Source organism: Micromonospora sp. RTGN7 (assembly GCF_033804645.1).
Classification (GTDB): domain Bacteria; phylum Actinomycetota; class Actinomycetes; order Mycobacteriales; family Micromonosporaceae; genus Micromonospora.
The window spans coordinates 610,392-636,389 of record NZ_JAPZLF010000001.1; the positions used below are offsets into that span (position 1 = coordinate 610,392).

General features: G+C 73.0%; 22 protein-coding genes and 5 tRNA genes. 17 read left to right on the plus strand and 10 right to left on the minus strand.

Annotation, left to right across the window (positions count from 1 at the left end):
- The first annotated feature begins 134 nt into the window (after nucleotides 1–134).
- From SNR22_RS02595 to SNR22_RS02605, 3 genes are all read left to right on the plus strand, one after another.
- Nucleotides 135–207: transfer RNA gene (locus tag SNR22_RS02595), tRNA-Gly, on the plus strand.
- 34 nt (nucleotides 208–241) lie between these two features.
- Nucleotides 242–312 (plus strand) — tRNA-Cys (locus SNR22_RS02600).
- Nucleotides 313–326: 14 nt separating this feature from the next.
- A tRNA-Val gene (locus SNR22_RS02605) sits at nucleotides 327–401 on the plus strand.
- A gap of 500 nt (nucleotides 402–901) precedes the next feature.
- Here SNR22_RS02605 and SNR22_RS02610 read toward each other — a convergent pair.
- Complete coding sequence (locus SNR22_RS02610; RefSeq protein WP_320064761.1) at nucleotides 902–1,141, minus strand: DUF6458 family protein; 240 nt, start codon at nucleotides 1,139–1,141, stop codon at nucleotides 902–904.
- A gap of 149 nt (nucleotides 1,142–1,290) precedes the next feature.
- Between SNR22_RS02610 and SNR22_RS02615 the strand changes: the two genes are divergently transcribed.
- The 7 genes from SNR22_RS02615 to SNR22_RS02645 all read left to right on the plus strand — a co-directional run bounded on the left by SNR22_RS02615 (nucleotide 1,291) and on the right by SNR22_RS02645 (nucleotide 4,871).
- A tRNA-Gly gene (locus tag SNR22_RS02615) sits at nucleotides 1,291–1,363 on the plus strand.
- A gap of 65 nt (nucleotides 1,364–1,428) precedes the next feature.
- Nucleotides 1,429–1,503, plus strand: a tRNA-Val gene (locus tag SNR22_RS02620).
- Nucleotides 1,504–1,747: 244 nt separating this feature from the next.
- Nucleotides 1,748–1,909, plus strand: a complete 162-nt coding sequence (locus SNR22_RS02625) for a lasso RiPP family leader peptide-containing protein (RefSeq protein WP_320064762.1) — start codon at nucleotides 1,748–1,750, stop codon at nucleotides 1,907–1,909.
- A 35-nt stretch (nucleotides 1,910–1,944) separates the two neighbouring features.
- Nucleotides 1,945–2,559, plus strand: a complete 615-nt coding sequence (locus SNR22_RS02630; RefSeq protein ID WP_320064763.1) for an ABC transporter ATP-binding protein — start codon at nucleotides 1,945–1,947, stop codon at nucleotides 2,557–2,559.
- Nucleotides 2,556–3,443, plus strand: coding sequence for an ABC transporter permease (locus tag SNR22_RS02635; protein ID WP_320064764.1), 888 nt, complete (start codon nucleotides 2,556–2,558; stop codon nucleotides 3,441–3,443). Before SNR22_RS02630 ends, SNR22_RS02635 begins: the two co-directional genes overlap by 4 nt.
- Entirely contained in the window at nucleotides 3,436–4,593 is a 1,158-nt protein-coding gene (locus SNR22_RS02640; protein ID WP_320064766.1) for an asparagine synthase-related protein, read from the plus strand. The genes SNR22_RS02635 and SNR22_RS02640 overlap by 8 nt, the downstream gene beginning before the upstream one ends.
- Complete coding sequence (locus SNR22_RS02645) at nucleotides 4,590–4,871, plus strand: PqqD family protein (RefSeq protein ID WP_320064768.1); 282 nt, start codon at nucleotides 4,590–4,592, stop codon at nucleotides 4,869–4,871. The genes SNR22_RS02640 and SNR22_RS02645 overlap by 4 nt, the downstream gene beginning before the upstream one ends.
- A gap of 79 nt (nucleotides 4,872–4,950) precedes the next feature.
- Here the strand turns inward: SNR22_RS02645 and SNR22_RS02650 are convergent, their stop codons facing one another.
- From SNR22_RS02650 to SNR22_RS02660, 3 genes are all read right to left on the minus strand, one after another.
- A complete protein-coding gene (locus SNR22_RS02650; RefSeq protein ID WP_320064769.1) occupies nucleotides 4,951–5,358 on the minus strand; it encodes a lasso peptide biosynthesis B2 protein in 408 nt (135 codons plus the stop codon).
- Entirely contained in the window at nucleotides 5,355–6,185 is an 831-nt protein-coding gene (locus SNR22_RS02655; RefSeq protein WP_320064771.1) for a hypothetical protein, read from the minus strand. The genes SNR22_RS02650 and SNR22_RS02655 overlap by 4 nt, the downstream gene beginning before the upstream one ends.
- Nucleotides 6,186–6,278: 93 nt before the next feature.
- On the minus strand, nucleotides 6,279–9,026 hold the full coding sequence (locus SNR22_RS02660; RefSeq protein ID WP_320064773.1) for a fibronectin type III domain-containing protein: 2,748 nt from the start codon (nucleotides 9,024–9,026) through the stop codon (nucleotides 6,279–6,281).
- 501 nt (nucleotides 9,027–9,527) lie between these two features.
- On the opposite strand from SNR22_RS02660, the gene recQ reads away from it, so the two are divergent.
- Complete coding sequence (gene recQ, locus SNR22_RS02665; protein WP_320064775.1) at nucleotides 9,528–11,375, plus strand: DNA helicase RecQ; 1,848 nt, start codon at nucleotides 9,528–9,530, stop codon at nucleotides 11,373–11,375.
- A gap of 27 nt (nucleotides 11,376–11,402) precedes the next feature.
- Here the strand turns inward: recQ and SNR22_RS02670 are convergent, their stop codons facing one another.
- Nucleotides 11,403–12,377 (minus strand): Acg family FMN-binding oxidoreductase, encoded by a 975-nt coding sequence (locus SNR22_RS02670; RefSeq protein WP_320064777.1) that lies wholly within the window; start codon nucleotides 12,375–12,377, stop codon nucleotides 11,403–11,405.
- A 184-nt stretch (nucleotides 12,378–12,561) separates the two neighbouring features.
- Here SNR22_RS02670 and SNR22_RS02675 point away from each other — a divergent pair, with 184 nt between their 5' ends.
- On the plus strand, nucleotides 12,562–13,200 hold the full coding sequence (locus tag SNR22_RS02675; protein WP_320064778.1) for a response regulator transcription factor: 639 nt from the start codon (nucleotides 12,562–12,564) through the stop codon (nucleotides 13,198–13,200).
- Between the two features lie 201 nt (nucleotides 13,201–13,401).
- Here SNR22_RS02675 and SNR22_RS02680 read toward each other — a convergent pair whose 3' ends face one another.
- Both SNR22_RS02680 and SNR22_RS02685 read right to left on the minus strand, forming a co-directional pair.
- Nucleotides 13,402–15,075, minus strand: coding sequence for a GAF domain-containing sensor histidine kinase (locus SNR22_RS02680; protein WP_320064949.1), 1,674 nt, complete (start codon nucleotides 15,073–15,075; stop codon nucleotides 13,402–13,404).
- A 119-nt stretch (nucleotides 15,076–15,194) separates the two neighbouring features.
- Nucleotides 15,195–16,199 (minus strand): Acg family FMN-binding oxidoreductase, encoded by a 1,005-nt coding sequence (locus tag SNR22_RS02685; RefSeq protein WP_320064779.1) that lies wholly within the window; start codon nucleotides 16,197–16,199, stop codon nucleotides 15,195–15,197.
- A gap of 268 nt (nucleotides 16,200–16,467) precedes the next feature.
- Between SNR22_RS02685 and SNR22_RS02690 the strand changes: the two genes are divergently transcribed.
- On the plus strand, nucleotides 16,468–18,789 hold the full coding sequence (locus SNR22_RS02690) for a heavy metal translocating P-type ATPase (RefSeq protein WP_320064780.1): 2,322 nt from the start codon (nucleotides 16,468–16,470) through the stop codon (nucleotides 18,787–18,789).
- A 5-nt stretch (nucleotides 18,790–18,794) separates the two neighbouring features.
- Here the strand turns inward: SNR22_RS02690 and SNR22_RS02695 are convergent, their stop codons facing one another.
- The 3 genes from SNR22_RS02695 to SNR22_RS02705 form a co-directional block, all read right to left on the minus strand.
- On the minus strand, nucleotides 18,795–19,655 hold the full coding sequence (locus tag SNR22_RS02695; protein WP_320064782.1) for a universal stress protein: 861 nt from the start codon (nucleotides 19,653–19,655) through the stop codon (nucleotides 18,795–18,797).
- Nucleotides 19,652–22,054: a phosphoketolase family protein gene (locus SNR22_RS02700; protein ID WP_320064784.1), complete on the minus strand. Its 2,403-nt coding sequence runs from the start codon at nucleotides 22,052–22,054 to the stop codon at nucleotides 19,652–19,654. The genes SNR22_RS02695 and SNR22_RS02700 overlap by 4 nt, the downstream gene beginning before the upstream one ends.
- Before the next feature lie 124 nt (nucleotides 22,055–22,178).
- Nucleotides 22,179–23,042 (minus strand): universal stress protein, encoded by an 864-nt coding sequence (locus SNR22_RS02705; RefSeq protein WP_320064785.1) that lies wholly within the window; start codon nucleotides 23,040–23,042, stop codon nucleotides 22,179–22,181.
- Between the two features lie 372 nt (nucleotides 23,043–23,414).
- On the opposite strand from SNR22_RS02705, the gene SNR22_RS02710 reads away from it, so the two are divergent.
- The 4 genes from SNR22_RS02710 (at nucleotide 23,415) to SNR22_RS29330 (ending at nucleotide 25,922) form a co-directional block, all read left to right on the plus strand.
- A complete protein-coding gene (locus SNR22_RS02710) occupies nucleotides 23,415–24,017 on the plus strand; it encodes an RNA polymerase sigma factor (RefSeq protein WP_413775583.1) in 603 nt (200 codons plus the stop codon).
- The gene (locus tag SNR22_RS02715; protein ID WP_320064789.1) at nucleotides 24,014–24,961 is read left to right on the plus strand and encodes a CU044_5270 family protein; all 948 of its coding nucleotides are present in this window, start codon (nucleotides 24,014–24,016) and stop codon (nucleotides 24,959–24,961) included. The genes SNR22_RS02710 and SNR22_RS02715 overlap by 4 nt, the downstream gene beginning before the upstream one ends.
- Nucleotides 24,962–25,107: 146 nt before the next feature.
- Entirely contained in the window at nucleotides 25,108–25,344 is a 237-nt protein-coding gene (locus SNR22_RS02720; RefSeq protein ID WP_320064791.1) for an HTH domain-containing protein, read from the plus strand.
- Nucleotides 25,344–25,922 carry a Clp protease N-terminal domain-containing protein gene (locus SNR22_RS29330; RefSeq protein WP_413775574.1) on the plus strand — a complete coding sequence of 193 codons (579 nt, stop codon included), beginning with the start codon at nucleotides 25,344–25,346 and terminating at the stop codon, nucleotides 25,920–25,922. Before SNR22_RS02720 ends, SNR22_RS29330 begins: the two co-directional genes overlap by 1 nt.
- Nucleotides 25,923–25,998 lie beyond the last annotated feature (76 nt).

The following is a 25,998-nucleotide window of genomic DNA, read 5'->3' on the forward strand; positions in this document are numbered from 1 at the left end:
ACCCACCCCATCCCTCACCCAGCAGTGGCGGGGGAGGGTGCGGCGGTGGTGGGGACGCGCCGGGGGCCCGAGTTGGCAACCGTTGGCGGGCTCGGCTAAAGTTCTCATCCGTCACCGGTTAACGCCGGAGACAAGCGGACGTAGCGCAGCTGGTAGCGCATCACCTTGCCAAGGTGAGGGTCGCGGGTTCGAATCCCGTCGTCCGCTCGGAGACGCCCCCATGGATGTCGGGGGCTAGCCCGGTGGAGTGGCCGAGAGGCGAGGCAACGGCCTGCAAAGCCGTGTACACGGGTTCAAATCCCGTCTCCACCTCGGCAAGTTGACGAGGGCGATTGGCGCAGTGGGAGCGCGCTTCCTTGACACGGAAGAGGTCACTGGTTCAAACCCAGTATCGCCCACCAGTAGTTGACAGGCTGTGCGACCCGTTGCCGGAGTTCCGGTAACGGGTCGATTGCTGTCCGGGTCCATGTGCCGCTGCCAGTGCCGCAAGATCCTCGACGCATCGCGAGGCCGGGGGTAGCGCAACCGCCAACGGTCAGCGCCGTGCCGCGGTGCCGCCCGCGTCGCGGTGCCGCCCGCGTCGCGGTGCCGCCCGCGTCGCGGTGCCGCCCGTGTCGCCGTGTCGTCCGCATCGGACCACCGGAGCCGAGTGGCGGGGCCGTTCAGCTGGTTATCGGTAGCGGTTGAACGGCCGCTGCCGATAACGGTTCCATCTAGCTGGCGGCGACCACTGCCGGCGCTCGTTGGATGCGGTGGCGCGCGCCTGCGCCGGCGGCTGGCTCGACTTCGCCGATCAGTTCGGCGACGAGGAGGCCCGGCCGCCGGCGGCCTGAAATGTCGGCGCGCGAACGCCGTCATCCGCTCCGCGATGATCCATCGCCAGGGCGGGCACGGTCGTTGCCTAGAGCGGCGGGGTGACGTCCCGGCGCTCCTCGACCCGGCGGTACTCCACCGGCTCCGTGGTGGTGACCACCTCGCGGCGGCGGCCCCAGACCAGTGTGGTCATGATGAGGCCGAGCACGCCGGCGGCCATCAGGATCCAGCCGACGACATCGAGGTTGACGCCGCCGAGGTTGGCGTCGAGCGCGAACGTGAGGATCGCGCCGACCGCGATCAGGAAGATGCTCGTTCCGATTCCCACGACAGTCTCCTTCGGGGGGATGTAGTTCTGTCGATGCGATGAAGTACCCCGTTGCTGAGCTCTGCAACCATCGTCGTCGTGGGTCGGCGTGCGGGGCGATCTTGTCGTCGGGTACAGTTCACCCCGTCACCGACCAACATCGGCGACGTGCGGACGTAGCGCAGCTGGTAGCGCATCACCTTGCCAAGGTGAGGGTCGCGGGTTCGAATCCCGTCGTCCGCTCGCGATCACTCCCCTGCGGGGGCGACCGCTGTCGGCCCCGGCGTTCCCTCCGGGCCGACGGGTGCGGGCGATTGGCGCAGTGGGAGCGCGCTTCCTTGACACGGAAGAGGTCACTGGTTCAAACCCAGTATCGCCCACCAGATATCCGGACCGGGTCTACGGACCCGGTCCATTTCGTATGCGCCGGGTTGCCCGCGTAGGTACGTTCTCCGTCCGTCTCGGTTCGGGCTGCTCCCCACCCTCCGGCAGGCCCTGTCGTCGTCCCGTCGCGGGCCCGTCCGCGATAGGGCCGACGTCGACAAGCCCGGTATGAATGGTGGCTTGCATTGCGAGATTGATCCCATAACATGGGCATGGTCGGTTTACTTCCGTGAAGGAGCTTTCATGAATATTCCTCCCGCTTCGACCGATTCCAGCCGGGTTGCCCGGCGGGGCTATCAGCCACCGCGGCTGCGCCGGCTGGGCACCCTGGCTGAGCTGACCCAGGGTGGTTTCCCCGGCGTCACGGACGCCGACGGTCAGTCCGGCGTCCAGGGCTCGATCTGAGCCACGCGTCCGGCCGGCCGGACGGCTGGCTGCCGATGCTGCGACTCACCGGAGTCGGGCGTGCCTTCGGGCGACGCCCGATCTTCTCGGGCCTCGACCTGGAGGTGCCGGCGGGGGCACGGTTGCTGTTGAGCGGCGGCAACGGTTCCGGCAAGACCACCCTGCTGCGGTGCCTGGCCGGAACACTCGCGCTGAGCGCCGGCCGGGCGCTGGTCGCCGGCTGGCCGGCCGGTTCGCGGGCGGCGCGGCTGCTGACCGGTGTCGCTCTCGCCCCCGAGCAGGGCCTCTACGGCCGGCTCTCCGGGCACGACAACCTGATGTTGGTGGCCCGGATGCGACTACCCGCGCGGGAGGCCGCCGGGGCGGTCACCCGTCTTGAGGAGGAGTTCGACATCGCGGACTATGCCCGCGTGCCCGCGTACCGCTGCTCGGCCGGGATGCGGGCTCGGGTGAGCATCGCCCGCGCCCTGCTCGGCGACCCGCCGGTGGTGCTGCTCGACGAGCCTGGGCGATCCCTGGACGCCGGGGCGCGGGAACTGCTCTGGGCCGCGCTGGCCCGCCGTCCGGAGACGACCTGCGTGCTCGCCTCCCACCTGGCCGAGGACCGCGAGCGGTGCCACCGGACGTTGGCCATGCCGGTACGCGGATGAGCAGCGACCTGCGCGCCGTGCCTCCCGAGGTCGCCGCCCCGTCCGGGGCCACCCTCCCGTCCGGAGCCGCCGCGCCGCCGACGTGGGTGTCCGCCGGGCGGGGGGTCCTCGCGCTGTTGCGGCGGGACCTTGCCGAGCGCCGTGGCCTGGGGCTGCCGTTCCTGCTGGACCTGGCGTTCGGGCTGCTGAACCTGCTGGTCTTCGTCTTCGTGTCCCGAGTCCTCACCCTCGCCCCGCACGCCGACTTCTCCCGCTCGGTGAGCTACTTCGACTTCGTCGCGGTGGGCATCGTCTTCCTGCTGGTGCTCCAGGCCGCCACCGTCCAGGTTGTCGCCCGGCTGGCCACCGAGCAGCGGGCCGGCACCCTGGAGTTGCTGGTCGCCCAGCCGGTGCCGGGCTGGGCGATCGGGCTCGGGCTGGCCGGATACCCGTTCGCCTTCGCACTGGTGCGCGCCGGGGTGTACCTGGCGGTGCTCGGCGCCTTCTTCGGGCTGCATGTCGGGCACGCCGACTGGGTCGGGATGGCCGTGGTGCTGGCCCTGGGCGCGCTCTGCGCGCTGCCGTTCGGACTCGCGCTGATGGGGCTCGCGGTGGCGGTCGGCTACGGCGATCCGGCGGCCCGGCTGCTGGTGGTGGCCCTGTCGTTCCTGTCCGGCACGTACTTCCCGATCTCGGCGTTGCCGGGGGCGCTGCACCCGGTGTGCGCCGTGCTCCCCACCCGCCTGGCCCTCGACGCGCTGCGGCACGCGCTGACCGGGGACGGCTGGGGCGCAGCTGCGCTGGTCCTGGTCGGCGTCGCCGCCGTACTGCTGCCGCTGTCGGCCTGGGCCTTCGATCGCGCACTGTGGCTCGCCCGGCGCAGAGGGGTACTCACCCGTGACTGACGTCGTACTGCCCCGGCCCACCGCCCGCGACGTCGCCGGCGGCATCGTGCTCGGCCTGGACCCGGCCGCGCCGCCGCCGGCCGGGGTCGCCGACCCGGCGGGGACGCCGGCGCCGATGGTCGCGCTGGAGCGGGCGGTGCTGCCGGCGCTGCGCCGGCCGCCGTGCCTGGTGAGTTTCTCCGGCGGGGTGGACTCCTCGCTGGTGCTCGCCATCGCCGTCCGGGTGGCCCGGCGCGAGGGGCTGCCCGACCCGGTGCCGGTCACCTGGCGGTTCACCGGGGCGCCCCGGGCCGAGGAGTCGCAGTGGCAGGACCGGGTGATCGCCGAACTGGGGCTGGGCGGTGGGTGGGAGATCCTCCGGGCCGGGGAGGACCTGGACCTGGTGGGCCCGGTCGCCCGCCGGCTGCTGACCCGGTACGGGCAGGTACACCCGCCGAATCGTCACCTGCACCTGCCGATCGCCGAGTTGGCCCGGGGCGGGGCACTGCTGACCGGGGTCGGGGGCGACCAGATCCTGGCCGGCTGGCGGCGTCGCCCCGGCTCGCTGCGGGCTCGGCTGGGCCGACTGCGGGCCCGCTGGCGGCACCGGGAGCCGGACCCGTTCCCGTGGCTGCGTCCCGAGGCGGCGCGGGAGCTGCGCCGGGCGTTCGGCGCCGAGCAGCGCGCCGAGCCGCGACGGCTGGCCGGGCGGATCGCCTGGCACCTGCGCCGCCGCGACCTCACCATGACCCGGGCCAGCCTGGCCGTCGTCTCCGTCGACCTCGACGTGCTGGCAGTGACGCCGCTGCTGGACGACGGGTTCGCCGCGGCCCTGGCCGCGCACCCGGGGCGGCTGCGCTCCCCGTCACGCCGGGAACTGCTCGCCGACATCGTCGACCCGCAGCTGCCGCCGCTGGTCGTCGCGCCCCGGCGGAAGGCGACCTTCGACGAGGTGTTCTTTCGGGCGGCGACGCGCGAGTTCGTCCGTTCCTGGGACGGCACCGGCGTCGACGAATCCCTGGTGGACGTCGAGGCGCTGCGCCGGGAGTGGTCCCGCTGGCCGGTCAACCCACGGACCGGGGCGCTGGTGCAGCACGTCTGGCTGGCCGGTCAGCCGGCACCGGGGCCGGAACCTGTCGATCAACAACAGACCGTGGAGGCACCGAGGTGAACACCGACATTGCGACCGTGTACCGGGTCCGGGCGGACCGGGTGGCCTGGCGGTCGGCCGGCGACGAGGCGGTGCTGCTGGACCTCAGGCAGTCGGTCTACTTCGCCCTGGACCACTGCGCCGCGCTGCTCTGGCCGCACCTGGTGGCGGGGGCCACCGTCGCGGAGCTGACCGCCGTGCTGGCCGGGAACGCCCCCGTCGAACCGGAGCAGGCCGACGCCGACGTACGCGCGTTCCTTGCTGACCTGGAGTCGGCTGACCTGGTCGACTGCCGCTGACCCCGGTGCCGGTTCGATGGGCGTCTCCGAGCGGCGGCGCCGGTGCGGCCAGGGCGGAGATCCTGCCGGGAACGGGGACTCAGGGGCGCCAGGCGGGTGGGGTGGGGCGGCGCAGGATCTCCGCCAGCTCGTGCCGGTGCGGGTCGGGGTCGCCGTCCAGCCACGCGTGGGCGTGGAAGTCGGCGTCGGGCGGGCTCACCCCGATCACCACCGTCCGGAAGACCCTCCGGCGGGCACACCAGCGCTGCCTCACCAGGGAGCTCTCCAGGCAGTTGCCGCCCGCCCACCGCAGCGCCCGCCGGAGCAGGGCATCGGTGCCGCCGGGCGGGGGCGCGGGCAGCCGCACCGCGTCCAGCCCGCCCCGGGCGAGCTGGCGGCGTACCTGCCGGCAGGCCAGCGACGTCCAGGCCACCAGGGCGAGGCCGAGCGGCCCGTGCCGGCGGGCCACCTCGGCCAGGGTGCGCAGCGCGCGTACGGGGGCGATCACGGCCGCGCCCCGGCGGGGGTGAGGGCGGCGTCGAGCAGCCGGTGGGTGGCATCGAGGGCCGCCCAGTCCCGGGGGCGGGTCAGGTCGTAGCCGGGCAGCCCGGCCAGCTCGAGCAGCCCGGTCGGGGCGGAGGGCAGCTCGGGCAGGGAACGCCGGGCGGCGAGCCGGGCCAGCAGCTCGGTAGGGCCGACGGGGGCCAGCGCGGGGCCATCGCCCCAACGCAGGAAGAGCCAGCCGCCCAGCGGCAGGCGGGGCGCGACGGCCGGCAGGGCGATCCGCAGCCGGGTGGCGTCGCGGACCGGACGGGTGGGCAGCCGCCCGCCGGGGAGCGGCTCGCGCAGGTCGACGCAGCGTGGGCCGGCGAGCACGTCGGTGCCGTCGAGGACCACGATGTCGTCGGCGAGCACCGACACGTCGCGGGTCGCGAGCGCCGCGAGCAGGGTGCTCTTGCCGGCGGTACGTCCACCGTGCACCACCCAGGCTTGTCCGTGGTGGACGAACGCCCCGGCGTGGAAGGTCTCCCGCCCGGCCCAGCGGTTCAGGGTGACGGCCACCGGGGCGAGGTACGGGTGGGCGAGCACATCGGGGGCGAGTGGTGGCCCGTAGAAGGTGGCGGTGCCGCGTCGTCGGTCCAGGTCGAGGGTGCGGCCGTCGGTGAGCAGCCGAACCACCCGGTTGGCGCCCAGCGGCACCGGATCGGGTGGCGGGGTGTGGCGCTGGCGGACGGTCACCAGCTGGCTGCCCGCCGTCGGCGCCGTGGTGGCGGGCAGTTCGGCGACGCCGTCCAGGCCCCGGAGGTGCAGCCCGTAGGCGAATCTGACTGGCATGTCGACCTCGTACGCTTCTCGTTTTTCGGGGCTCGTGCGGCGTCGGGTGGGGGCGCGAGGCCCCCACCCGACGTGGTTCCGGCTCGGGACGGGTCAGCGCAGGTTGCCCCGGACGCTGGTCAACTGGCGGTTGTTGGCCGCCCGCTCCGCGGCCTTCTCGGCCGCCTTCGCCTTCTCCGGGGTGACCTTCATGATCGTCGCGAGGCTCGGCGGGATGACGGGCCCGCCGCCGATGGCCTCGACGTCCCAGCCGACCCAGAACCGACCGCCCTTGTCCACCTCGAAGGCGAGGGAGACGTAGATGGTCTGGCCGGGGGCCAGGCCGCCGATCGGCAGTGGCGCGGTGAGCGTGGTGGCGAGCCCGCCGCCCGGCGGGTCGGTCGCCGGGGCGTCCATCGCCAGGTTCCGCACGATCACGGTCCCCACCCCGCTGACCGTGATCGTGCTGGTCGGCGTGGGCGGGTTGACCAGCCGCAGCTCGGCCGGGTTGGGCGGGGTCGGAGCCCCCGGGATGGGGGCACCGTTGTCCTGGCTGAGCGTGGAGATGCGCAGCCGCAGCAGGGCGGCCGGGGTGATGCCCCGGTTGGTGATGGCCCGCCGCAGGATCAGCCGTTTCGGCTCGCCGGCGGCGGCCGGGATGATCTCCTGGTTCGGTGCGGCAGAGGACACCCTGGTCGGGTCGGCCAGGGTGGTCTGCAGGATGCTGCTCTGTTCGTACGGGCCGAACTGGCGCTGCGGCGAGGGTGTGCCCAGGGTGGACGGCATCCCGTTGATCGGCCCGAGCACCGTGGTCACCAGCCGGAGGTCGGTCCGGTTGTGCCGGGTGTCCTGCGGCAGGCCGTAGACCCGCAACCGGACCCAGGCGCTGTGGACCGTCAGCGGGCTGGTGAACGCCGGAAGCGGGGTGCCGGTGGAGAAGCCGGGAGCGCTGCCGACCGCGTCGGTGACGGTGCTGGTGGCGTCGGGCACCCGTACCCGCAGTCCGGTGTCGCCGGTGTTGGGCGCCGGCCCGAGCGTGGGCACCGTCAGGTCCGGCGGGATGTTCGCGATGCTGTATCGCGGCCCGGCGATCAGGTAGCCCACCCGGGGGCCGATGGTCGTCGCGGTGTTCGGGATCGCCACGGAGACGCCCCCCGGTGCCTCCACCACGACCTCGGGCAGCTGAATGGGGATCGAGGTGTTGTTGTAGAGCACCACGTAGTGGTCGAGCAGGCCGGAGATGCCGGACTGGCGGAACTGGTCGATCAGCAACTGCCCCGGCAGGCCGTAGACCTGGATCGGGACGACGTTGGAGGTCGACACGCCGTTGGTGAGGGTGGAGTCATAGCGTACGAAGAGCTGGTTGAGGCCGAAGGCGGGCAGCTTAAGGGTGAAGGTCGCCTGGTTGAAGGCCACCGTCTCGGTGCCGAGGTTGGCGGTGCCCCCGCTTCGCTGCTGGTCGAAGATGGTCGCGGTCCCGCGGACCTCGCCCGGCCCGAGGTCGGCGATGAGGGTGATCGGGGTGTCGAAGTTCGCCGAGCTCACGTTCGCCCGCAGCTCGACCACGGTCTGCGGCTGCACCACGAGGCGGACCTGCTCGGTGTCGGAAAGTCCGGCCGCGTCGGTCACCCGCAGGCCGAAGACGTAGGTGCGGGCCGTGGTGGGCCGGCCGCTGATCTCGCCGGTGAGCGGATTCAGCGACAGGCCGGGCGGCAGGATGCCGGCGGAGATCGACCAGGTGTACGGGGCCACCCCGCCGAGTACGAGGGCCCGCAGCGAGTAGGGCGCGTTGACCTCGCCCAGCGGGACGGAGGTGATCACGATGTTCGGGGCCGGGGTGACCGCGAGGGCGATCAGTCGACTGCCGATCTCTCCCTGGCTACCGACCACCCGGACCACGAAGCCGTAGGTGCCCGCCGTGGTCGGGATGCCGGAGACGTTGCCGGTGGTCGGGTCGAGTGTCAGCCCGGGCGGCAGGGCGCCGTAGCTGATGGAGAAGGTCCACGGGGTGACGCCCCGGGAGACGGCGACGGTGTGGCTGTAGGCCACACCGACCTCCGTGGACGGGCCGGTCCAGGTCACCCACGGGGACATGTTCGGCACGACCGGGTGCGACGGCGCGGACTCCGGTCCGAGCCCCACCGCGGTCAGCGCCGCGATGGTGAAGGTGTAGGTGAGTCCGGCGGTCAGGCCGCTGACGATGGCGGTGGTGGGGGTCGGCAGCACCGTCTGGGAGGGCTGCCTCACCCCACCGACTTTCGGGAACACGACGTAGTTGGTGATCGTGGAGCCGCCGTCGGAGCCGGGTGGCAGCCAGCTCAGCACCGCCGTGTTGACGTTGGCGGTGGCCGCCATGATGGTCGGCGTGCCCGGCAGGGCGAGCACCCGGGGCGGGGCGGAGCGCTTGCTGGCCGGCCCGAGGCCGGCCGCGTTGCGTGCCGCCACGGTGAAGGTCCAGGTGCCCTTCGCCGTGGGCAGGGTCAGTTTCCGGCTGGTGGTGGTGGCGTCGAAGGACACCGCCTCCGCCTTCGTGCCGTTGCGGTACCCGGTGACGATGTACCCGGTGAGTTTGCTGCCGTTGTCCCTGGGGGCCTTCCAGGTCACCACGGCGGCGGTGCCCTTCTTGGCAGCCGTCGGCTTCGTCGGGGCGGCCGGCCGGACCGGTTTGGGCGCGGTGGTGACCGGTTTGGGCGTGGTGGTGACCGGCTTGGGCGTGGCGGCGGGCTGCGCCGCCGCCGGCGCGGCACGTTCGGAGTGGACGGGGTCCCGGGCGGCGGCCGGCGCGGTCGAGGCGGCCGTCAGCGCCAGCGTCAGGGCGACCGCGGATGCGGCCAGCCGGCGGATGCGGTGTGACAGAGACATAGATGCTCCTACCTGAGCGCCGGTCGCCCTCGGCGGCCGGCGTTCGATGTCTACCCGGACGGGCGGTGGGCGCGGGAATGCCGCAGCCAATTTCAACGACGCTGTTTCCGCTGGTCAACGGCCCCTGCCCCGAGGCTTTCGGACGCCAGAAAGAATGCTATTCACATTCGGTGAGGCGTCTTTTTTGTGCCTGTATCTCTATAGCATCAGCGCATGGCTTCATGTCCATATCCGCAGCCGGACAATCGCTGACAACGGCTGACTTCGCCGGGATTCAGCAGCCTTTCCGGCAGTCAGACAGACTGGACGCCAGCACGTTTGGCAATTGCGCAATGGTGGGGAAGTAGGTCGTGGCCGCCGTCCGGCGACGGATTTCGGACAGCCGGGTGACGCGCCGGCGGCGGCCGGGGATGCGCGAACCGGAAATGCGCGGCCCCGCCCGTCGCGGCCGGCCCCGCCCGTCGCGGCCGCGGTGTCGGTGACGCCTCGTAGACTCCGCGGATGACGTCCGGCACCGACACCCTCCCCGACACGGTCACCGCGACCCCGCTGGGCGTGCTCCGGCGGGTCTTCGGCTACGACGCCTTCCGGGGCGAGCAGCAAGAGATCATCGAGCACGTGGTCGGCGGCGGCGACGCCCTGGTCCTGATGCCGACGGGCGGCGGCAAGTCGCTGTGCTACCAGATCCCCGCCCTGGTGCGCGACGGCGTCGCGGTGGTCGTCTCCCCGCTGATCGCCCTCATGCAGGACCAGGTCGACGCGCTCACCGCCGTCGGGGCGCGGGCCGGTTTCCTCAACTCCACCCTCAGCCTCGACGCCCGGCGGCGGGTCGAGGCGGCGTTCCTCGCCGGCGAGCTGGACCTGCTCTACCTCGCCCCGGAGGCGCTGGGCAGCGGGGGCACGCTGCGGCTGCTGGAGCGGGGGCGGATCGCGCTGTTCGCCATCGACGAGGCGCACTGCGTGGCGCAGTGGGGCCACGACTTCCGCCCCGACTACCTGGCGCTGTCGATGCTGCACGAGCGCTGGCCCGCCGTGCCCCGGATCGCGCTGACCGCCACCGCGACCGCCGCGACCGCCGCCGAGATCGCCACCCGGCTGGATCTCACCGGGGCACGGCACTTCGTGGCCAGCTTCGACCGGCCCAACATCCAGTACCGGATCGCGCCGAAGCGGGAGCCCCGCAAGCAACTGCTCGAACTGATCCGCACCGAGCACCCCGGCGACGCCGGCATCGTCTACTGCCTGTCCCGGGCCTCGGTCGACAAGACCGCCGAGTTTCTGGTCGCCAACGGCGTCGCCGCGCTGCCGTACCACGCGGGCCTGGACGCGGCCACCCGCGCCGCGAACCAGAAGCGGTTCCTGCGCTCCGACGGCCTCGTCATGGTCGCCACCATCGCCTTCGGGATGGGCATCGACAAGCCCGACGTGCGGTTCGTCGCCCACCTCGACCTGCCCCGCTCGGTCGAGGGCTACTACCAGGAGACCGGCCGCGCCGGCCGGGACGGCCTACCGTCGACCGCCTGGCTGGCGTACGGGCTCCAGGACGTGGTGCAGCAGCGCAAGATGATCGACTCCTCGGAGGGCGACCTCGCCCACCGGCGGGTGCTCGCCGCCCACCTCGACGCGATGCTGGCCCTCTGCGAGACCGTGGAGTGTCGCCGGGTGCGGCTGCTGAGCTACTTCGGCCAGGACAGCGCCCCGTGCGGCAACTGCGACACCTGCCTGGAGCCGCCCGAGTCCTGGGACGGCACGGTCGCCGCGCAGAAGTTGCTCTCGACGGTGCTGCGGCTGCACCGGGAACGCAACCAGAAGTTCGGCGCGGGGCAGTGCGTCGACATCCTGCTCGGCCGGCGCACCGAGAAGGTGACCCAGCACCGCCACGACACGCTGACCGTGTTCGGCATCGGCGAGGAGTTGAGCGAGGCCGAGTGGCGGGGCGTGGTCCGGCAACTGCTCGCCCAGGGCCTGCTCGCCGTCGAGGGCGACTACGGCACCCTGGTCCTCACCGACACCAGCGCCGAGGTGCTGGGCCGGCGCCGACCGGTGCCGATGCGGCGCGAGGCGGCCCGGCCGGCGAAGACCAGGGCGGCGAAGTCCCGCTCGGGTGGGGGCGCGGCCGTCGAGCTGACCCCGGCGGCCGAGCCGGTGTTCGAGCGGCTGCGCGCCTGGCGGGCGGCCATCGCCAAGGAGCAGGCAGTGCCCGCGTACGTGGTGTTCCACGACGCGACGCTGCGCCAGATCGCCGCCGACCCGCCGTCGACGCTCGACGGCCTGGCCGGGGTCAACGGGGTGGGGGAGGCCAAACTCGCCCGGTATGGCGAGCAGATCCTCGCCGCACTGGCCGAATGACCGTATTCCACCGGGTGGCCGGTCACCTCACGCCTGGGTGACCGGCAGGTCCAGGGCCTCGTCGATGCTGCGGCGCGGGGTCGGATTGCCCGGCTGGCCGTACCCGATGCGCATCACCATCTGCGGGGGGCCGAACCGGCCCAGGGACATCCGCAGCGCCTCCCGCGCCCCCGGCACCTCGATCGGCTGGGAGATCATCGACACGCCCAGCCCGGCGTCGGTGGCGGTGAGCAGCACCCGCTGCAGGGCCTGCCCGGCGATGACCTGGTCGGTGGCGGTGTTGCCGGTCGACCCGAGCACCGCGACGAGGGGCTCGGGCTCGAAGTCCCGGCCCGGAGCCCGGTTGCGTCCGCCGAAGCCCCGGGCGGGCAGCAGGTCCTGCGGCTCGCTCTGCGGGCCGCCGGCCGCAGCCGGGACCCCGTCGGGGGCGGGCGCGGCGCGCACCCACTCGGCCAGTTCCGCCCGGTAGGCGGGGTCGCGTTCCAGGACCCGGTTGGCGCTGCGGGCGATCTCGGCGAACGCGTTGACCGCGCTCACCCCGATCACCAGCTCCAGCCAGCACTGCTCGGCGCGGGCCGCCTCGCCGAGCCGCCAGCGGGCGTCGGCGGGCACCGGGTCCGGCCAGAACGGGGCACGGTTGCTGAACCGCTGCGGGATGGCCCCGTACAGGCTCTGCTCGGCGGGGGTGGGGCGGCGCGGCACGTCCGGGGTCAGCCGAGCCAGCACGTCGGTCTCCCCGGGGTACGGGCGCAGCCGGACCTTCGCCGGGGTGCCCGCCACGGCCAGGGAGAGCCGCAGATTGAACAGGGCCGCCCCGCAGGCGATCCGGGCACCCCAGCCGCTCGGGTCGGTCGCCGGCAGCCGGTGGTCCCGGTCCACGGCGACCTCGATCCCGCCGTCGCGCAGGCGGAACCGCCACGGTTGGGTGTTGTGCAGCGAGGGCGCCCGGACGGCGTCTGCGGCGGCGGCCCTGAGCTGCTCGACGGTGAAGCCGGTTTCCATGGTGGTGCTCCTTCCGTGGCAGTTCGTGCCGCCTCCGAGCGGCGTCATCTCCACGGTGCGTGACCGGGGTGGCTCCCGGGCAGGGCCGGACGTCCCCTCTGCCCCGGGACCACCTGCCCCGGCGGTGGCCGGATCGGGACCTTAGGCCCGTGTGGGACGGCGGCCGAGCGGGTACAAAAGAGCGATGATCCGGGTGTTCCTCCTCGACGACCACGAAGTCGTCCGTCGTGGCCTTGCCGACCTACTCACCGCCAGCGGAGACATCGAGGTGGTGGGGGAGTCGGGCTCGGCCCAGGAGGCTGCCCGTCGCATCCCCGCGCTCCGGCCCGACGTGGCGATCCTCGACGCCCGGCTGCCCGATGGCAACGGCATCGACGTGTGCCGGGACGTCCGCGCCGTCGACTCGTCGATCAAGGGCCTCATCCTCACCTCGTACGAGGACGACGAGGCCCTCTTCGCGGCGATCATGGCCGGCGCGTCCGGGTACGTGCTCAAGCAGATCCGCGGCACCGACCTGGTAGACGCGGTGCACCGGGTCGCCGCCGGGCAGTCGCTGCTCGACCCGGCGATCACCGCCCGGGTGCTGGAACGCATCCGCAGCGGCGTGGAGCAGCCGCGTGAGCTGAAGTCCCTCACCGAGCAGGAACGGCGGATCCTGGAGTACGTCGCCGAGGGGCTGACCAACCGGGAGATCGCCGGCAAGATGTTCCTCGCCGAGAAGACGGTCAAGAACTACGTCTCCAGCGTGCTGGCCAAGCTGGGCCTGGAGCGCCGCACCCAGGCCGCCGTACTGGCCACCCGCCTCCTCGGCCAGCGCCACTGACCCACCCCACCCCACCCCACCCCACCCCACCCCGGTCCCGTCCCCACCGCGTAGCCCGCGTCGATCTTGCACTTGCGGCCCCGACGAAGGGCGCGAAAGGGGCATGTCGGGGGCCGCAAGTGCAAGATCGCGGGGTGAGGCGGGTGGGGTTGGGCGGGTGGGTGGGTGGGTGGGTGGGGTGGGGTGGGGTGGGGTGGGGCGTCAGTCGTCGCGGAGCGGGACCGCCCAGTGCAGTTCGGTGCCGCGCGAGGGCGCCGGGCGCACCGCGAACTCGCCGCCGTGGCGTTCGGCGCGTTCGCGGAGGTTGATCAGGCCGCCCCGGGCGGCGGCCGGGTCGCAGCCCCGGCCGTCGTCGGTGACGGTGACCGTCACCCAGCCGCCGTCGACCCGCACCGCCACCGAGACCCGGCTCGCCTCGGCGTGGCGGACCGCGTTGGAGAGTGCCTCGCGCAGCACGGCGGTCAGATCGGGGCGGATCGGATCGGGGACGGCGCTGTCGAGCGGACCGTCCAGCTCCAGCGCCGGCCGGAAGCCCAGCAACTCGGTGGCCACGTCGACCGCCTCCCGGATCTCGGTGCGCAGCGCCGCGCTCATCGGGGTACGCAGTTCGAAGATGGTCCGGCGGATGTCGCGGATGGTGGAGTCGAGGTCGTCGACGGCGGCGTTGATCCGCTTGGCCACCTCGGGGCGGGCGTTCATCGCGCCGCTCTGCAACTGAAGGCCGGTGGCGAAGAGCCGCTGGATCACCACGTCGTGCAGGTCCCGGGCGATGCGCTCGCGGTCCTCCAGGACCACCAGCAGCTCCCGTTCCTCCTGCCCCCGGGCCCGCTCCATGGCCAGCGCGGCCTGTCCGGCGAAGCTGCCCAGCAGCGTCAGGTCGTCATCGGTGGCCCCGCCCCGGTCCGGTGGGTAGGCGATCACCAGGACGCCGTGCAGCGTGTCGGCGGCGGCCAGCGGGGAGACCACGGCCGGCCCGGCGGTCACCGGTGTCGGCCAGGGCGCGGCCTCGGCCAGGTTCTCCACCAGTTCGTGCCCCCGCCGGGTGACCGCACCGGCGAAGCTGGTCTCGGCGGCCGGCAGCACCGCGCCGACCAGCTCTCGGGCCTGGTCGTCGGCACCGTCGACCACTTCCACGGTGAACTGGCCGGCGTCCTCGTCGTAGAGCAGCACCACGGCCAGCTCCGCCTCGGCGACCTCACGGGCCCGGCGGGCCACCAGCGTCAGCGCGTCGGTGCGCCGCACCTCGCCGAGCAGCACCGAGGTGATCTCGGCGGTGGCGGCCAGCCAGCGTTCCCGGCGGTGGGCCAGCGCGTACAGCCGGGCGTTCTCGATCGCCACGCCGGCCGCAGCGGCCAGCGCCACCACGATCTGCTCGTCGTCCTCGGTGAACTCGGGCGCGCCCTGCTTCTCGGCCAGGTAGAGGTTGCCGAACACCTGGTCGCGGATGCGCACCGGCACACCCAGGAAGCTGTGCATCGGCGGGTGGTTCGGCGGGAAGCCGTACGACTGGGGGTGCTTGGTGATGTCCGGCATCCGCAGCGGCTGCGGTTCGTCGATGAGTAGCCCGAGCACGCCCCGGCCGTGTGGCAGGTCGCCGATCTCGGCGTGCAGCTCGGGGTCTATGCCGTGGACGATGAAGTCGTGCAGCAGCCGGTCGGGGCCGATCACGCCGAGCGCGCCGTAGCGGGCGCCGGCCAGCTCGCAGGCCGACGCCACGATCCGTCCCAGGGTGCTGCGCAGGTCCAGGTCGGTGCCGATGCCGACCACCGCGTCGAGCAGGGCGCGCAGCCGCTCCCGGCTGGTGACCACCTCGCCGACCCGGTCCAGCATCTCCTGGAGCAACTCGTCGAGCCGGACCCTCGACAGCGGGCTCAGCCCCAGCGAGGGGGTGACGTGTTCGTGCTTGGGGTTCGGTGCGCTGCCGGCCACCGGGCGATGTTACCGCCCGGTGGCCGACCGGGATCACCGACGGGTGACCGGGCGGAGTGCGGCCGTCACGCGTCCCCGGCGCGTACCGCGGAGGTGTCCACGATCTGTTCGGTGGGCAGCCGCGGGGTGTGCGGCGGGCCGGCGTGCTCCGGGTCCGCGATCCCCATCCGCAGCACCAGGTACGGGTACCCCAGGCCGGCGAGCACCCGCCGCAGCGTCAGCCGGGTGCCCTCCACCTCCACCACGCCCGACAGCGGCACCATCGACACGCCCAGCCGGGTGGCGGTCAGCCACGCCGCCGACAGCGCCTCGCCGGCGCGCAGCCAGCTGTCTGGCTCGTCCTCGTCGCCGAAGAGCATCCCGTACACCGCCGCCCGGTCGTGGCCCGCGTTGACCGGCAGGGTTCCGGGACGGCCGAAGTCCCGGCCCGGCACGGTGGTCTGTGGCGCCTGCGCGGGCAGCACCTCCGGCGGCAGGCCGGTGCCGGAGTCCGTCCGGCTGGTCCAGTAGTCCAGCTCCTCGCGGAGCTGCGGGTCCTCCGCCTCGACCGACCCGGCGTGCCCCGCGGCGGCGGCAAGCTCCATCACCTGGTCGGCGTTGAGGATCTGCACGCGGGCGCCCTCGGCGGCGACCGCTGTCGTGATGTCGTCGAGCGCGGCGGTGGGCACCGGCTCGTCGCTGACCGGCCGCCGGTCGGTGTGCCGGATCTGCATGCACTGCACCAGGCGCATCGCGTCCGGGTCGGCCTCGGTGCGCTTCAGGCCGGTGAGCCGGGCCAGCAGTTCGGGGTCGGCCGGGTCGGGCAGCCGCTCCACGACGGCGACCCAGCCCTCGGCCGCCAGGGCCACCCGGGCGTGGTGCAGCGCCGCGCCGCAGCTCACCGCCAGCAGTCGCCCCTCCGGGTCGGTGGCGGCCAGCTGGCGGTCCCGGACCACACGAAGCTCCAGGGCGTCGGGCAGCACCCGCCAGCGCCACGGCTGCGTGTTGTGCACCGAGGGGGCGTGACCGGCCGTCGCGGCGGCCTCCGCGAGCGCGGTGGTCAGCGGACGGTCCGGCGTCTCGTGGCTCATCGTCACGACCTTTCGTTTCTCCCCATGGTGCCCCGACCCGGTGGTGCTTCGGGTGGGGTTACCGCTTCATGCTGCGTCAGCGGTCCGTCGGTCGCACGGTACGCGGCTCCCGACGCCCCCGGGCCGTCGGACCCGTGACCGACGGTGGTGCAGGCACGGCCGCCGATCCCGCCGGCGGGCGGCGGATTCGCTGTTTGTCAGCGGCCGGTGGGCGGCGGATTCGCTGGTTGCGCCGGCCGGTGGCCGGCGTCGCTGGGACGATCCGAAGATGGGGGCGGAGCCGCGGGAGTGCGTACCGGAGAAGCCGGTGCGGCGGCGCTGGACGCGTGCGCGGGAGTGGGGACCGCTGACCGCGCTGACCGTGGGGGTGCTGGTCGGGGCGGGGCTGTGGCTCGCCGGGCGGCGCACGGTGGCGGACGTGCTCTGGGCCGCGGCCACGGTGACGGCGCTGGGCCCCGCCGCCTGGTCGACGCTGCGCCAACTGTGGCGCCGGCAGTTCGGGGTGGACGTGATCGCCGTGCTGGCGCTCGTCGGCGCGCTCGTCGTCCGCGAGTACCTGGCCGGCGCGGTGATCGCGGTGATGCTGGCCACCGGCCGTTCGCTGGAGTCGTACGCCCAGCGCCGGGCGACCCGCGACCTGCGGGCCCTGTTGGAGCGGGCCCCGCGCTCGGCGCGGCGGCGTAGCCCCGACGGCGGCATCGAGACGGTCCCGCTGGACCGGGTCGCGGCGGGCGATCGGCTGGTGGTCGGCCCCGGGGACGTGGTGCCGGTCGACGGGACCGTCGAGGAGGCCGCCACCCTCGACGAGTCGGTGGTCACCGGGGAGTCCCAACTGGTCGCGCGGGCGGCGGGGGAGTCGGTGTCCAGCGGCGCGGTCAACGCCGGGGCCGGCTTCGGGCTGCGGGCGACGAGGAACGCGGCGGAGAGCACGTATGCGGGGATCGTCCGGCTCGCCGAGGAGGCCACCGCGCACAAGGCCCCGATGGTCCGGATGGCCGACCGGTACGCGGCGGCGTTCGTGCCGTTCACCCTGGTCCTGGCCGGCCTGGGCTGGCTGCTGTCCGGGGAGTTCGTGCGGGCGGTGGCGGTGCTGGTGGTGGCCACCCCCTGCCCGCTGCTGCTGGCCACCCCGATCGCGATCGTCTCCGGGCTGTCCCGGGTGGCTCGGCGCGGCGTGCTGGTCCGCGACGGCGGTTCGCTGGAGCTGCTCGGCAGGGCCCGGACCCTGATGGTCGACAAGACCGGCACGCTCACCGCAGGCCGGCCCCGCACGGCGGAGACGGTGGTCGCCCCCGGCGGTGACCGGGACGAGGTGTTGCGGCTGGCTGCCTCCGTGGAACAACTCTCCCCGCACGTGCTGGCCGCCGCGCTGGTCCGGCAGGCCCGGGACCGGGGGCTGCTGCTGGCCGAGCCGACGGAGGTGACCGAGGAGCCGGGGACCGGCGTCAGCGGCCGGGTCGACGGGCGGCTGGTTCGGGTCGGCCAGCTCACCGGGGAACTGCCCGAGTGGGCGACCCGGGCCGCCGAACGCGCCGAGCTGGCCGGACGGTCTGTGGTCTGGGTCAGCGGCGAGCGGGGGCCGCTCGGGGCGATCCTGCTGGAAGACCCGGTCCGCCCCGACGCCCGCCGGACCGTCCGGCGGCTGCGTGGGGCCGGCCTGACTCGGGTGATCATGGTCACCGGCGACCGGCCCGTGACCGCTCAGCAGGTCGCCAGGGCTGTCGGGGTGGACGACGTGCTGGCCCGGTGCTCGCCGCAGGAGAAGACCGCCCGGGTGCGGGAGGAGTCCCGGCGGGCCGTGACCGTGATGGTCGGCGACGGGGTGAACGACGCCCCCGCGCTGGCCGCAGCGCACGTCGGGGTGGCGATGGGGGCCACCGGGGCGACCGCCTCCGCTGACGTCGCCGACGCGGTGCTCACCGTCGACCGGCTCGACCGGCTCGCCGACGCCGTGGAGATCGCCCGGTACACCCGCCGGATCGCCGCCCAGAGCGCCGTCGTGGGGATGGGGCTGGCCGTGCTGGCGATGCTGTTCGCGGCGGCCGGCCGACTGCCCCCGGTGGCCGGCGCGTTCCTCCAGGAGGGCATCGACGTGGTGGTGATCCTCAACGCGCTGCGGGCGCTGGGCGGCGGGCTGCGCCGCCGAGACGTCCCGCCGGACACCCGCCACCTGCTCGACCGGTACGCGGGCGAGCACGCCGTTATCCGGGACGTGCTGGTCGGGCTGCGGGACACCGCCGATCTCGTCGCCATCCACCCCGACTCGCCCGACTGCCTGCCCGCCCTGCGCGAGGTCCACCACCGGCTCGCCGGGCAGGTGCTGCCGCACGAGGCCGCCGAGGAGCGGCAGCTCTACCCGGCGCTGGCCGGGCCGCTCGGCAGCGACGAGGCGACCTCGACGATGAGCCGGGGGCACGTGGAGATCCGCAGCCTGATCGACCGGATCGGTGGGCAGCTGACGCAGGCCGGCGACGGGCCGCTGCGCGGCGAGCAGGTCACCGACCTGCTCGCCGCCCTGTACGGCCTGGACGCCGTCCTGCGCCTGCACCTCGCACAGGAGGAGGAGGACTACTTCTCCCTCCGCGACTGAGGGCGTCAGCGTTCGCGGACCACCGCGACCGGGCAGTGGGCGTGCTGGATGAGCTGTTGGCTCACCGAGCCGAGCAACATGCCGCGCAGGCCGCCCCGGCCCCGGGTGCCGACCACCACGAGCTGCGCGTCCCGGCTCGCCTCGACCAGGGCGCCGGCCGGGCGGCCGGTCACCATGTCGACGGTCACCGCGACGTCGGGGTACGTCTCCCGCCACCGGGCCAGCAGCTCGTCCAGCTCCGTCCGCTCCGCCGCCACCGCGTCGTCGGGGGCGAGGCCGTCCTCCGCCGTCGGCTCCCAGACCCGCACCACGTGCAGCGGTACGCCCCGCTGGGCCGCCCGCTCCACGGCGAAGCCGAGGGCCAGCAGCGAGGTGGCCGACCCGTCGACGCCGACCACCACCCGCCCGGTGCGGCCGGTGGCGGCGTCGCCATCCCGGACCACCACCACCGGGCAGTGGGCGTGCGCGGCCACCGACACGGCGGTGGAGCCGGCGAGCAGACCGCCGAACCCGCCGTGACCACGGCTGCCGAGCACCAGCAGGCCGGCCTCGGCGGAGCACTCTCCCAGCACCAGCGCCGGTGGCCCGTCGTACACCCCGCCGCGCACCGTCGCGGTGGGCCGCGCGGCGGCGGCGTCGGAGACGGCCTTGCCGACCAGCTCCTCGACCTGCCGCCGGGCGGTCGCGTCCGGCCAGATGCCGGGGGCCACCCCGGGGCCGACCCAGCCGGCCACGGTCACCCACTCGAAGACGTACGCCAGCCGGACCGGCCGGCCGCTCTGCTCTGCCTCGTCCAGCGCCCAGTTCAGGGCGCGGGTGGCGTCGGCGGAGCCGTCGTAGCCGACCAGGATCTCGTCGTTGCTCATTTTCCGCTCCGCATCTCGGGTTCCGTCTCTCGGATCCAACGCCACTCCGCGACCCGGGGGTCGTCGGTGCCGAAGCGGCGGGTGTAATCGCGGCAGGCCTGCCGCGCGTCGACCATCTCCTGGCGCAGGTGCGCGGCGCGTGACGCCAGCCCCGGCGTCCGGTCGATCACATCGATCACCAGGTGGAAGCGGTCCAGGTCGTTGAGCATCACCATGTCGAACGGCGTGGTGGTGGTGCCCTCCTCCTTGTATCCGCGCACGTGCAGGTTGCCGTGGTTGGCCCGGCGGTAGGTCAGCCGGTGGATCAGCCACGGGTAGCCGTGGTACGCGAAGACGATCGGCTTGTCGCGGGTGAAGATGGTGTCGAACTCGTTGTCTGTCAGGCCGTGCGGGTGCTCCGACGGCGGCTGGAGGCGCATCAGGTCGACCACGTTGACGACCCGCACCTTCAGCTCGGGCAGGTGCTGGCGGAGCAGGTCGGCGGCGGCCAGGGTCTCCAGCGTCGGCACGTCCCCGGCGCAGCCGAGCACCACGTCCGGCTCCTCACCGTCGTCGGTGCCGGCCCAGTCCCAGATGCCCAGGCCGCGCTGGCAGTGCTGGATCGCCTCATCCATGGTCAGCCAGTTCGGCGCGGGCTGCTTGCCGGCCACCACCACGTTGATGTAGTGCCGGCTGCGCAGGCAGTGGTCCATGGTGGAGAGCAGGGTGTTGCCGTCCGGCGGCAGGTAGACCCGGACCACCTCGGCCTTCTTGTTCATCACATGGTCGATGAAGCCCGGGTCCTGGTGGGAGAAGCCGTTGTGGTCCTGCCGCCATACGTGGCTGGAAAGCAGGTAGTTCAGCGAGGCCACCGGCTGCCGCCAGGGGATGCTCCGGGTCACCTTCAGCCACTTGGCGTGCTGGTTGACCATCGAGTCGACGATGTGGATGAACGCCTCGTAGCTGGTGAAGATGCCGTGCCGGCCGGTGAGCAGGTATCCCTCCAACCAACCCTGGCAGAGGTGCTCGGAGAGCACCTCCATCACCCGGCCGTCGGGGGAGAGGTGGTCGTCGCCGTCGATGGTGCGGCCGACGAACGCCCGGTCGGTGACCTCGAAGGCCGCGCCGAGCCGGTTGGAGGCGACCTCGTCGGGGCCGAAGAGGCGGAACGTCTCGGGGTTGGCGGCGATCACGTCGCGTACCCACTTGCCGAGCACGCCGGCGGCGCCGACGGTCGGTTCGCCGGGCTGTTCGACGTCGACCGCGTAGTCCCGGAAGTCCGGCAGGGTCAGCTCGCGCAGGACCGCCCCGCCGTTGGTGACCGGGTTCGCGCTCATCCGTAGGTCACCCCGTGGCGGGAGCGCGGCCAGCTCGGCGACGGGGGCACCGGTGGCGTCGAAGAGCTCCTCCGGCCGGTAGCTGCGCAGCCAGCGCTCCAGCTCGGCCAGGTGCTCCGAGTTGTCCCGCACCTCGGCGATCGGCACCTGGTGGGCCCGGAACGTCCCCTCCACCTGCTTGCCGTCGACCCTGGCCGGGCCGGTCCAGCCCTTCGGCGTCCGCAGGATGATCATTGGCCAGCGGGGGCGCTCGACCGGGCCGCCGGAGCGGGCCCGGCGCTGGATGTCGGCGATCTCGTCGACCGCCCGGTCCAGGGTGGCGGCGAGGAGTTGGTGCACCGTCGCCGGGTCGTCGCCGGCCACCACGTACGGCTGGTAGCCGAAGCCGCGCATCATGTTCAGCAGGTCGTCGGTGGGGATCCGGTCCAGCACCGACGGGTTGGCGATCTTGTAGCCGTTCAGGTGCAGGATCGGGAGCACCGCCCCGTCCCGGGCCGGGTTGAGGAAGACGTTCGACAGCCAGCTGCCGGCCAGCGGGCCGGTCTCCGCCTCGCCGTCGCCGATCACGCAGGCGACCAGCAGGTCCGGGTTGTCGAACGCGGCACCGTACGCGTGGCTCAGCGCGTACCCCAGCTCGCCGCCCTCGTGGATCGAACCCGGCACCTCCGGTGCGACGTGGCTCGGGATGCCCCCGGGGAAGGAGAACTGACGGAACAGCCGCTGCATGCCGGTCTCGTCGCGGCTGACCGAGTGGTAGAGCTCGCTGTACGTGCCCTCGAGCCAGGTGTTCGCCACCAGGGCGGGGCCGCCGTGGCCCGGGCCGGTGACGAAGATCGTCGGCAACTCCCGGTTGACGATCACCCGGTTGAGGTGCGCGTAGAGCAGGTTCAGGCCGGGGCTGGTGCCCCAGTGGCCGAGCAGCCGGGGCTTGACGTGCTCGGGCCGCAGCGGCTCCCGCAGCAGCGGGTTGTCCAGCAGGTAGATCTGCCCCACGGTCAGGTAGTTGGCCGCCCGCCAGTACGCGTCCAGCCGGCGCAGCTCGTCATCGGTCAGGGGGCTGTGCAGTTCTACAGCGGTGCTCATGCTGCGTAAGCCTCTCGCGGATCGGGGACGTTCGCATCCCGTGTCCCGGGCTCTCCCGGCCACGTCCAGCTTCGTCGCCGCCCGGGGATTGGATCAGGGCCGTTGGTCCCCAGGGGTAAGGGCGTCATGTCCCGTCCGGCACGGTGGAAACCAGTCCACGAACGACGATGACCGGGGCGGGCGAGTGATAGAGCAGCGACTGGCTGACCGCGCCGAGCATTCCACGCAGCGGTTCGTCCCCCCGGGCGGCGACGATCGCGAGCTGCGCGGAGCGGGACCGATCGACCAGGACGTTGCCGGGGTCGCCGACGACGGCGCGGCACTCAACCGACACCGACGGGTGCCGACGACCGCACCACGCCACCGCCTCGGCCAGTTCGGCGCGGGCGTCCTCGGCGTCGAAGTCGGCCGGGTCGTCGCCCGCACCCGGTCGTGCCGGCTCGGTGGCCCGGACGGCGAGCAGCCGGGTCGACCGGCGGGCGGCGCAGTCGAAGGCGAACTCCAGCGCTGTTCGGGAACTCGCCGAACCGTCGACGCCGACCAGCACCGGGCCCTGCGGCGGCGGTTCGGGGCGGACCACCAGCACCGGGCAGGCCGCTCGGGCGGCGAGCTGCACCGCTGGTGCGTCGGCGGTGATGGCGGCCCGGCGGTGGGCCATCCCGCCGTCTCCCACGGCGATCAGGAACGCCGACTCGGAGCGGCGGATCAACGCGGCCACCGGCGCGCCCTCCACGATCTCACCGTTTACCGGCAGCGCCGGCTCCACCTCGGCGGCGACCGCGGTGGCCCGTTCGAGCAGGTCCTCGGCCTCGGCGCGCGGGCCGGAGACCGACGGACGCCCCGGCGCCGCCGCCCAGTTGAACGCGTGCAGCAGGATGAGCGGACGGCCGCGCCTGGTGGCTTCTTCAGCAGCCAGCCGGACCACGACCAGGGCCGTGTCCGACGAGCCGACCGCGGCCACCACCGGCGCGTCGACGGGTGTGGTCATCCGGCCTCATCTCCCGGCGTCGTCACGCTCTTCTGACCGAGCGTAGTCGCCCCGGTGCGTCGGCGTGGCCGGATCAGCGGTGCGGGAACGTCGTCGGGACCTGGTTCCTCCCGGCCCGGGTAAAGCTCCGTCAGCGACTGGAGAGTCACCGACGCCTTCGAAGTCGCGGGTGCTACCGAAGAACGCCAGGAATTTTACTGCATAAGCGCGAAAGCCTTAGCGGAAGCATTTCCGCATAGGACGTGGTTGCCCTGCATCCTTATAACGAATCGATCACGTTGCCGCTGGCGGGTCGGTTGGAGCGAACCCTTTGGATGCCTGCTGCATAGATAGGGCGTCTACGAGACGTCCTGGGAGGCGGGGTTGAAGCAGGTGATCGATACGGAACGTCGAGTCGACGGCCCCCCGGCTGCGGCCGAGAGTACCGACGCCGAGATCATCACGGCGTCGCTGGCAGAGCCCGACCGGTTCGGTGTGCTGTACGAGCGGCACGCCGGGGTGTTGCACGGTTACGCGTATCGGCGGCTCGGGCGAGAGGCCGCGGAGGACGTCGTCGCCGAGACCTTCATGAAGGCGTTCCGCGCCAGGCGGACGTACGACCTGCGTCACAGTGATGCTCGGCCCTGGTTCTTCGCCATCGCGATCAGGGAGATCGCCCGTCATCACCGCGTCGAGCAGGCCAGGTACCGCGCTCTTCTGCGCTCCGCCCGCGACCGAGGCGCGGAGGACCTTGCCGATCGAGTCGCTGATGCCGCCTCGGCTCGAGCATGGCGAAGGCCGCTGGTCGAGGCGCTCGCGAGGCTCTCTCGGCGCGACCGGGACGTGCTGCTCCTGATCGCGTGGGCTGACCTGACCTACGAAGAGGTGGCCAGGGCGCTCGGGATACCGCTCGGCACGGTCCGATCGCGGTTGCATCGTGCCCGTCGGAATATCCGCAAATGCCTACCCGGCGACATTGCTCAGGAGTTGACGTGAAGGACCTGGACCTGATCAAGCAGTTGGGGGAAGACCTCGCCCCTGGCGAAGGTGAGCCACTCGTCGCTCTCCCCGCGGCCGCCTTCCGCGACTCGCCTCGCAGGCGAACCCGCAAGACGTGGCATGCCGCAGCGGTGACGCTCGCCGTGGTGGGTGCTGCTGCGGCGGTGGCGGGCTTGTGGCCAAGTTCGCATACGCCGTCCGGACAAGCGGCCACGCCCCGAGCCGCAACTGTCCTCGATAACGCAGCCGCCGTCGGCCGACAGTCCACCAGCACACCCCCGGAGGGAAGCGGATACATCTTCACGGAGACGGTCAGCAGCTACTCGGAGCAGGTCCAACAGCCTGATGGCTCCTTCAAGACCATGAGACGACCGCCGGTCGTGACACAGATCTGGCTCCCCGTGGACCCGACGAGGAGCGGTAAACAACGCCAGCGCCCGAAGGACGGCAGCGCCGAGTGGTGGCCGTGGATTGCGATGGCTTCGTGTCAGGAAGAGCAAAATCCAACCAAGCTGGGCGACGGTCTCTCGCATTGCACGAGAGGTGTTCTTCCGGCGGACTTCCCCGCCGATCCCTCCGCAGTGCTGGCCTGGCTCAAGGGAGATCGTCGGGCGGGTACGCCCAGCCCGAGTCCCTCAAGTGCCGGGCTGATCGGGGGCCAGGATTCCCTGGCTCTGGAGGCGGCAAGGACGCTTCTCGTGACTGGAACGTATCTACTGCCGGCCCAGCGCAGTGCGATCTTCAAGGCGCTGGCAATGCTCCCGGGAGTCGTCGCGGTGCCCAACGTTCAGGACGGTGCGGGTCGGCAGGGCATCGGGATCTCCGCCGGTGGCCATGAAGTGCTGGTCTTCGACTCCACCTCGTTTAGGTTTCTCGGCACCACCAACTCAGCCGTCATGAGGCAAGGCACGACTACCGCAGCCGGGAAGATCCCCTCCTGAGCCGGGCGTAGTGGTCGAGCCCGCACGCATCGCCGGCGTACACCCGGCCGCCGTCTGTGCATGTTGTTGCCTTGCGGGGGACGGGATCGTGCGCCAGGGCGTCAACTTTTGTTGACAGGCGGGCGCTGTCAATGTAAGTTGACGCCATGAGTCAGGCAACGGAACTCGCGGCGGCGGCCGGCAGCACCGATCCCCGGGTCGGCCTGCGCGCCGTGCGCGCCCTGCGCCGGCTCCTCGAACGGCTGGAGGTGGTCCAGGTGGACAACGCCCGACGACAGGGCTGGTCCTGGCAGGAGATCGCCGACGCCCTCGAGGTCAGCCGGCAGGCGGTCCACAAGAAGCACGCCGGGCGACCGGCGGTCCAGAGCACCTGGGAGGCGTGATGTTCGAACAGTTCACCGCACGGGCCCGCGAGGTGGTCGGCCGGGCCCGCGACGAGGCGCGGGCCGGCCAGGGCCAGATCGACACCGAGCACCTGCTGCTCGGGATCCTCGCCGACGCCGACAGCGTCGGGGCCCGGGTGCTGCGCGCCGCCGGCGTCCACGACGACGACCTGCGCGCCGCCGTCGCCCGGCACACCGCTGACGACGACGGGGCGGGGCTCGCCGAGGCCGACATCGCCGCGCTGCGCGAGATCGGCATCGACCTCTCCGCCGTCGTCGCCCGGATCGAGGAGTCCTTCGGCCCCGACGCGCTGCGCGCCGCCGCCCCGGGCCCCCGCCGCCGCTGGGGTCGCCGGCAACAGCCCGGCGGCCTGTTCTCGCCCCGGGCGAAGAAGGTGTTGGAGCTGGCGCTGCGCGAGGCGCTCGGGCTGCGGCACCGGCACATCGGCACCGAGCACCTCCTGCTCGGCCTGCTCCGCGAGGCCGGCGGAACGGCCGCCCTGGTCCTCACCGAGGCCGGGGTCGACCTGGCCGACCTGCGTCGCCGGGTGGAGTCCGCCCTGCGGACGGCGGCCTAGCAAAGGGGAGGAAGGCGTCCTGCCCGGCCTCCGGGTCGGCAAAAGCGACGTCTTCCTCCCCGCAAACCTGTTTTCG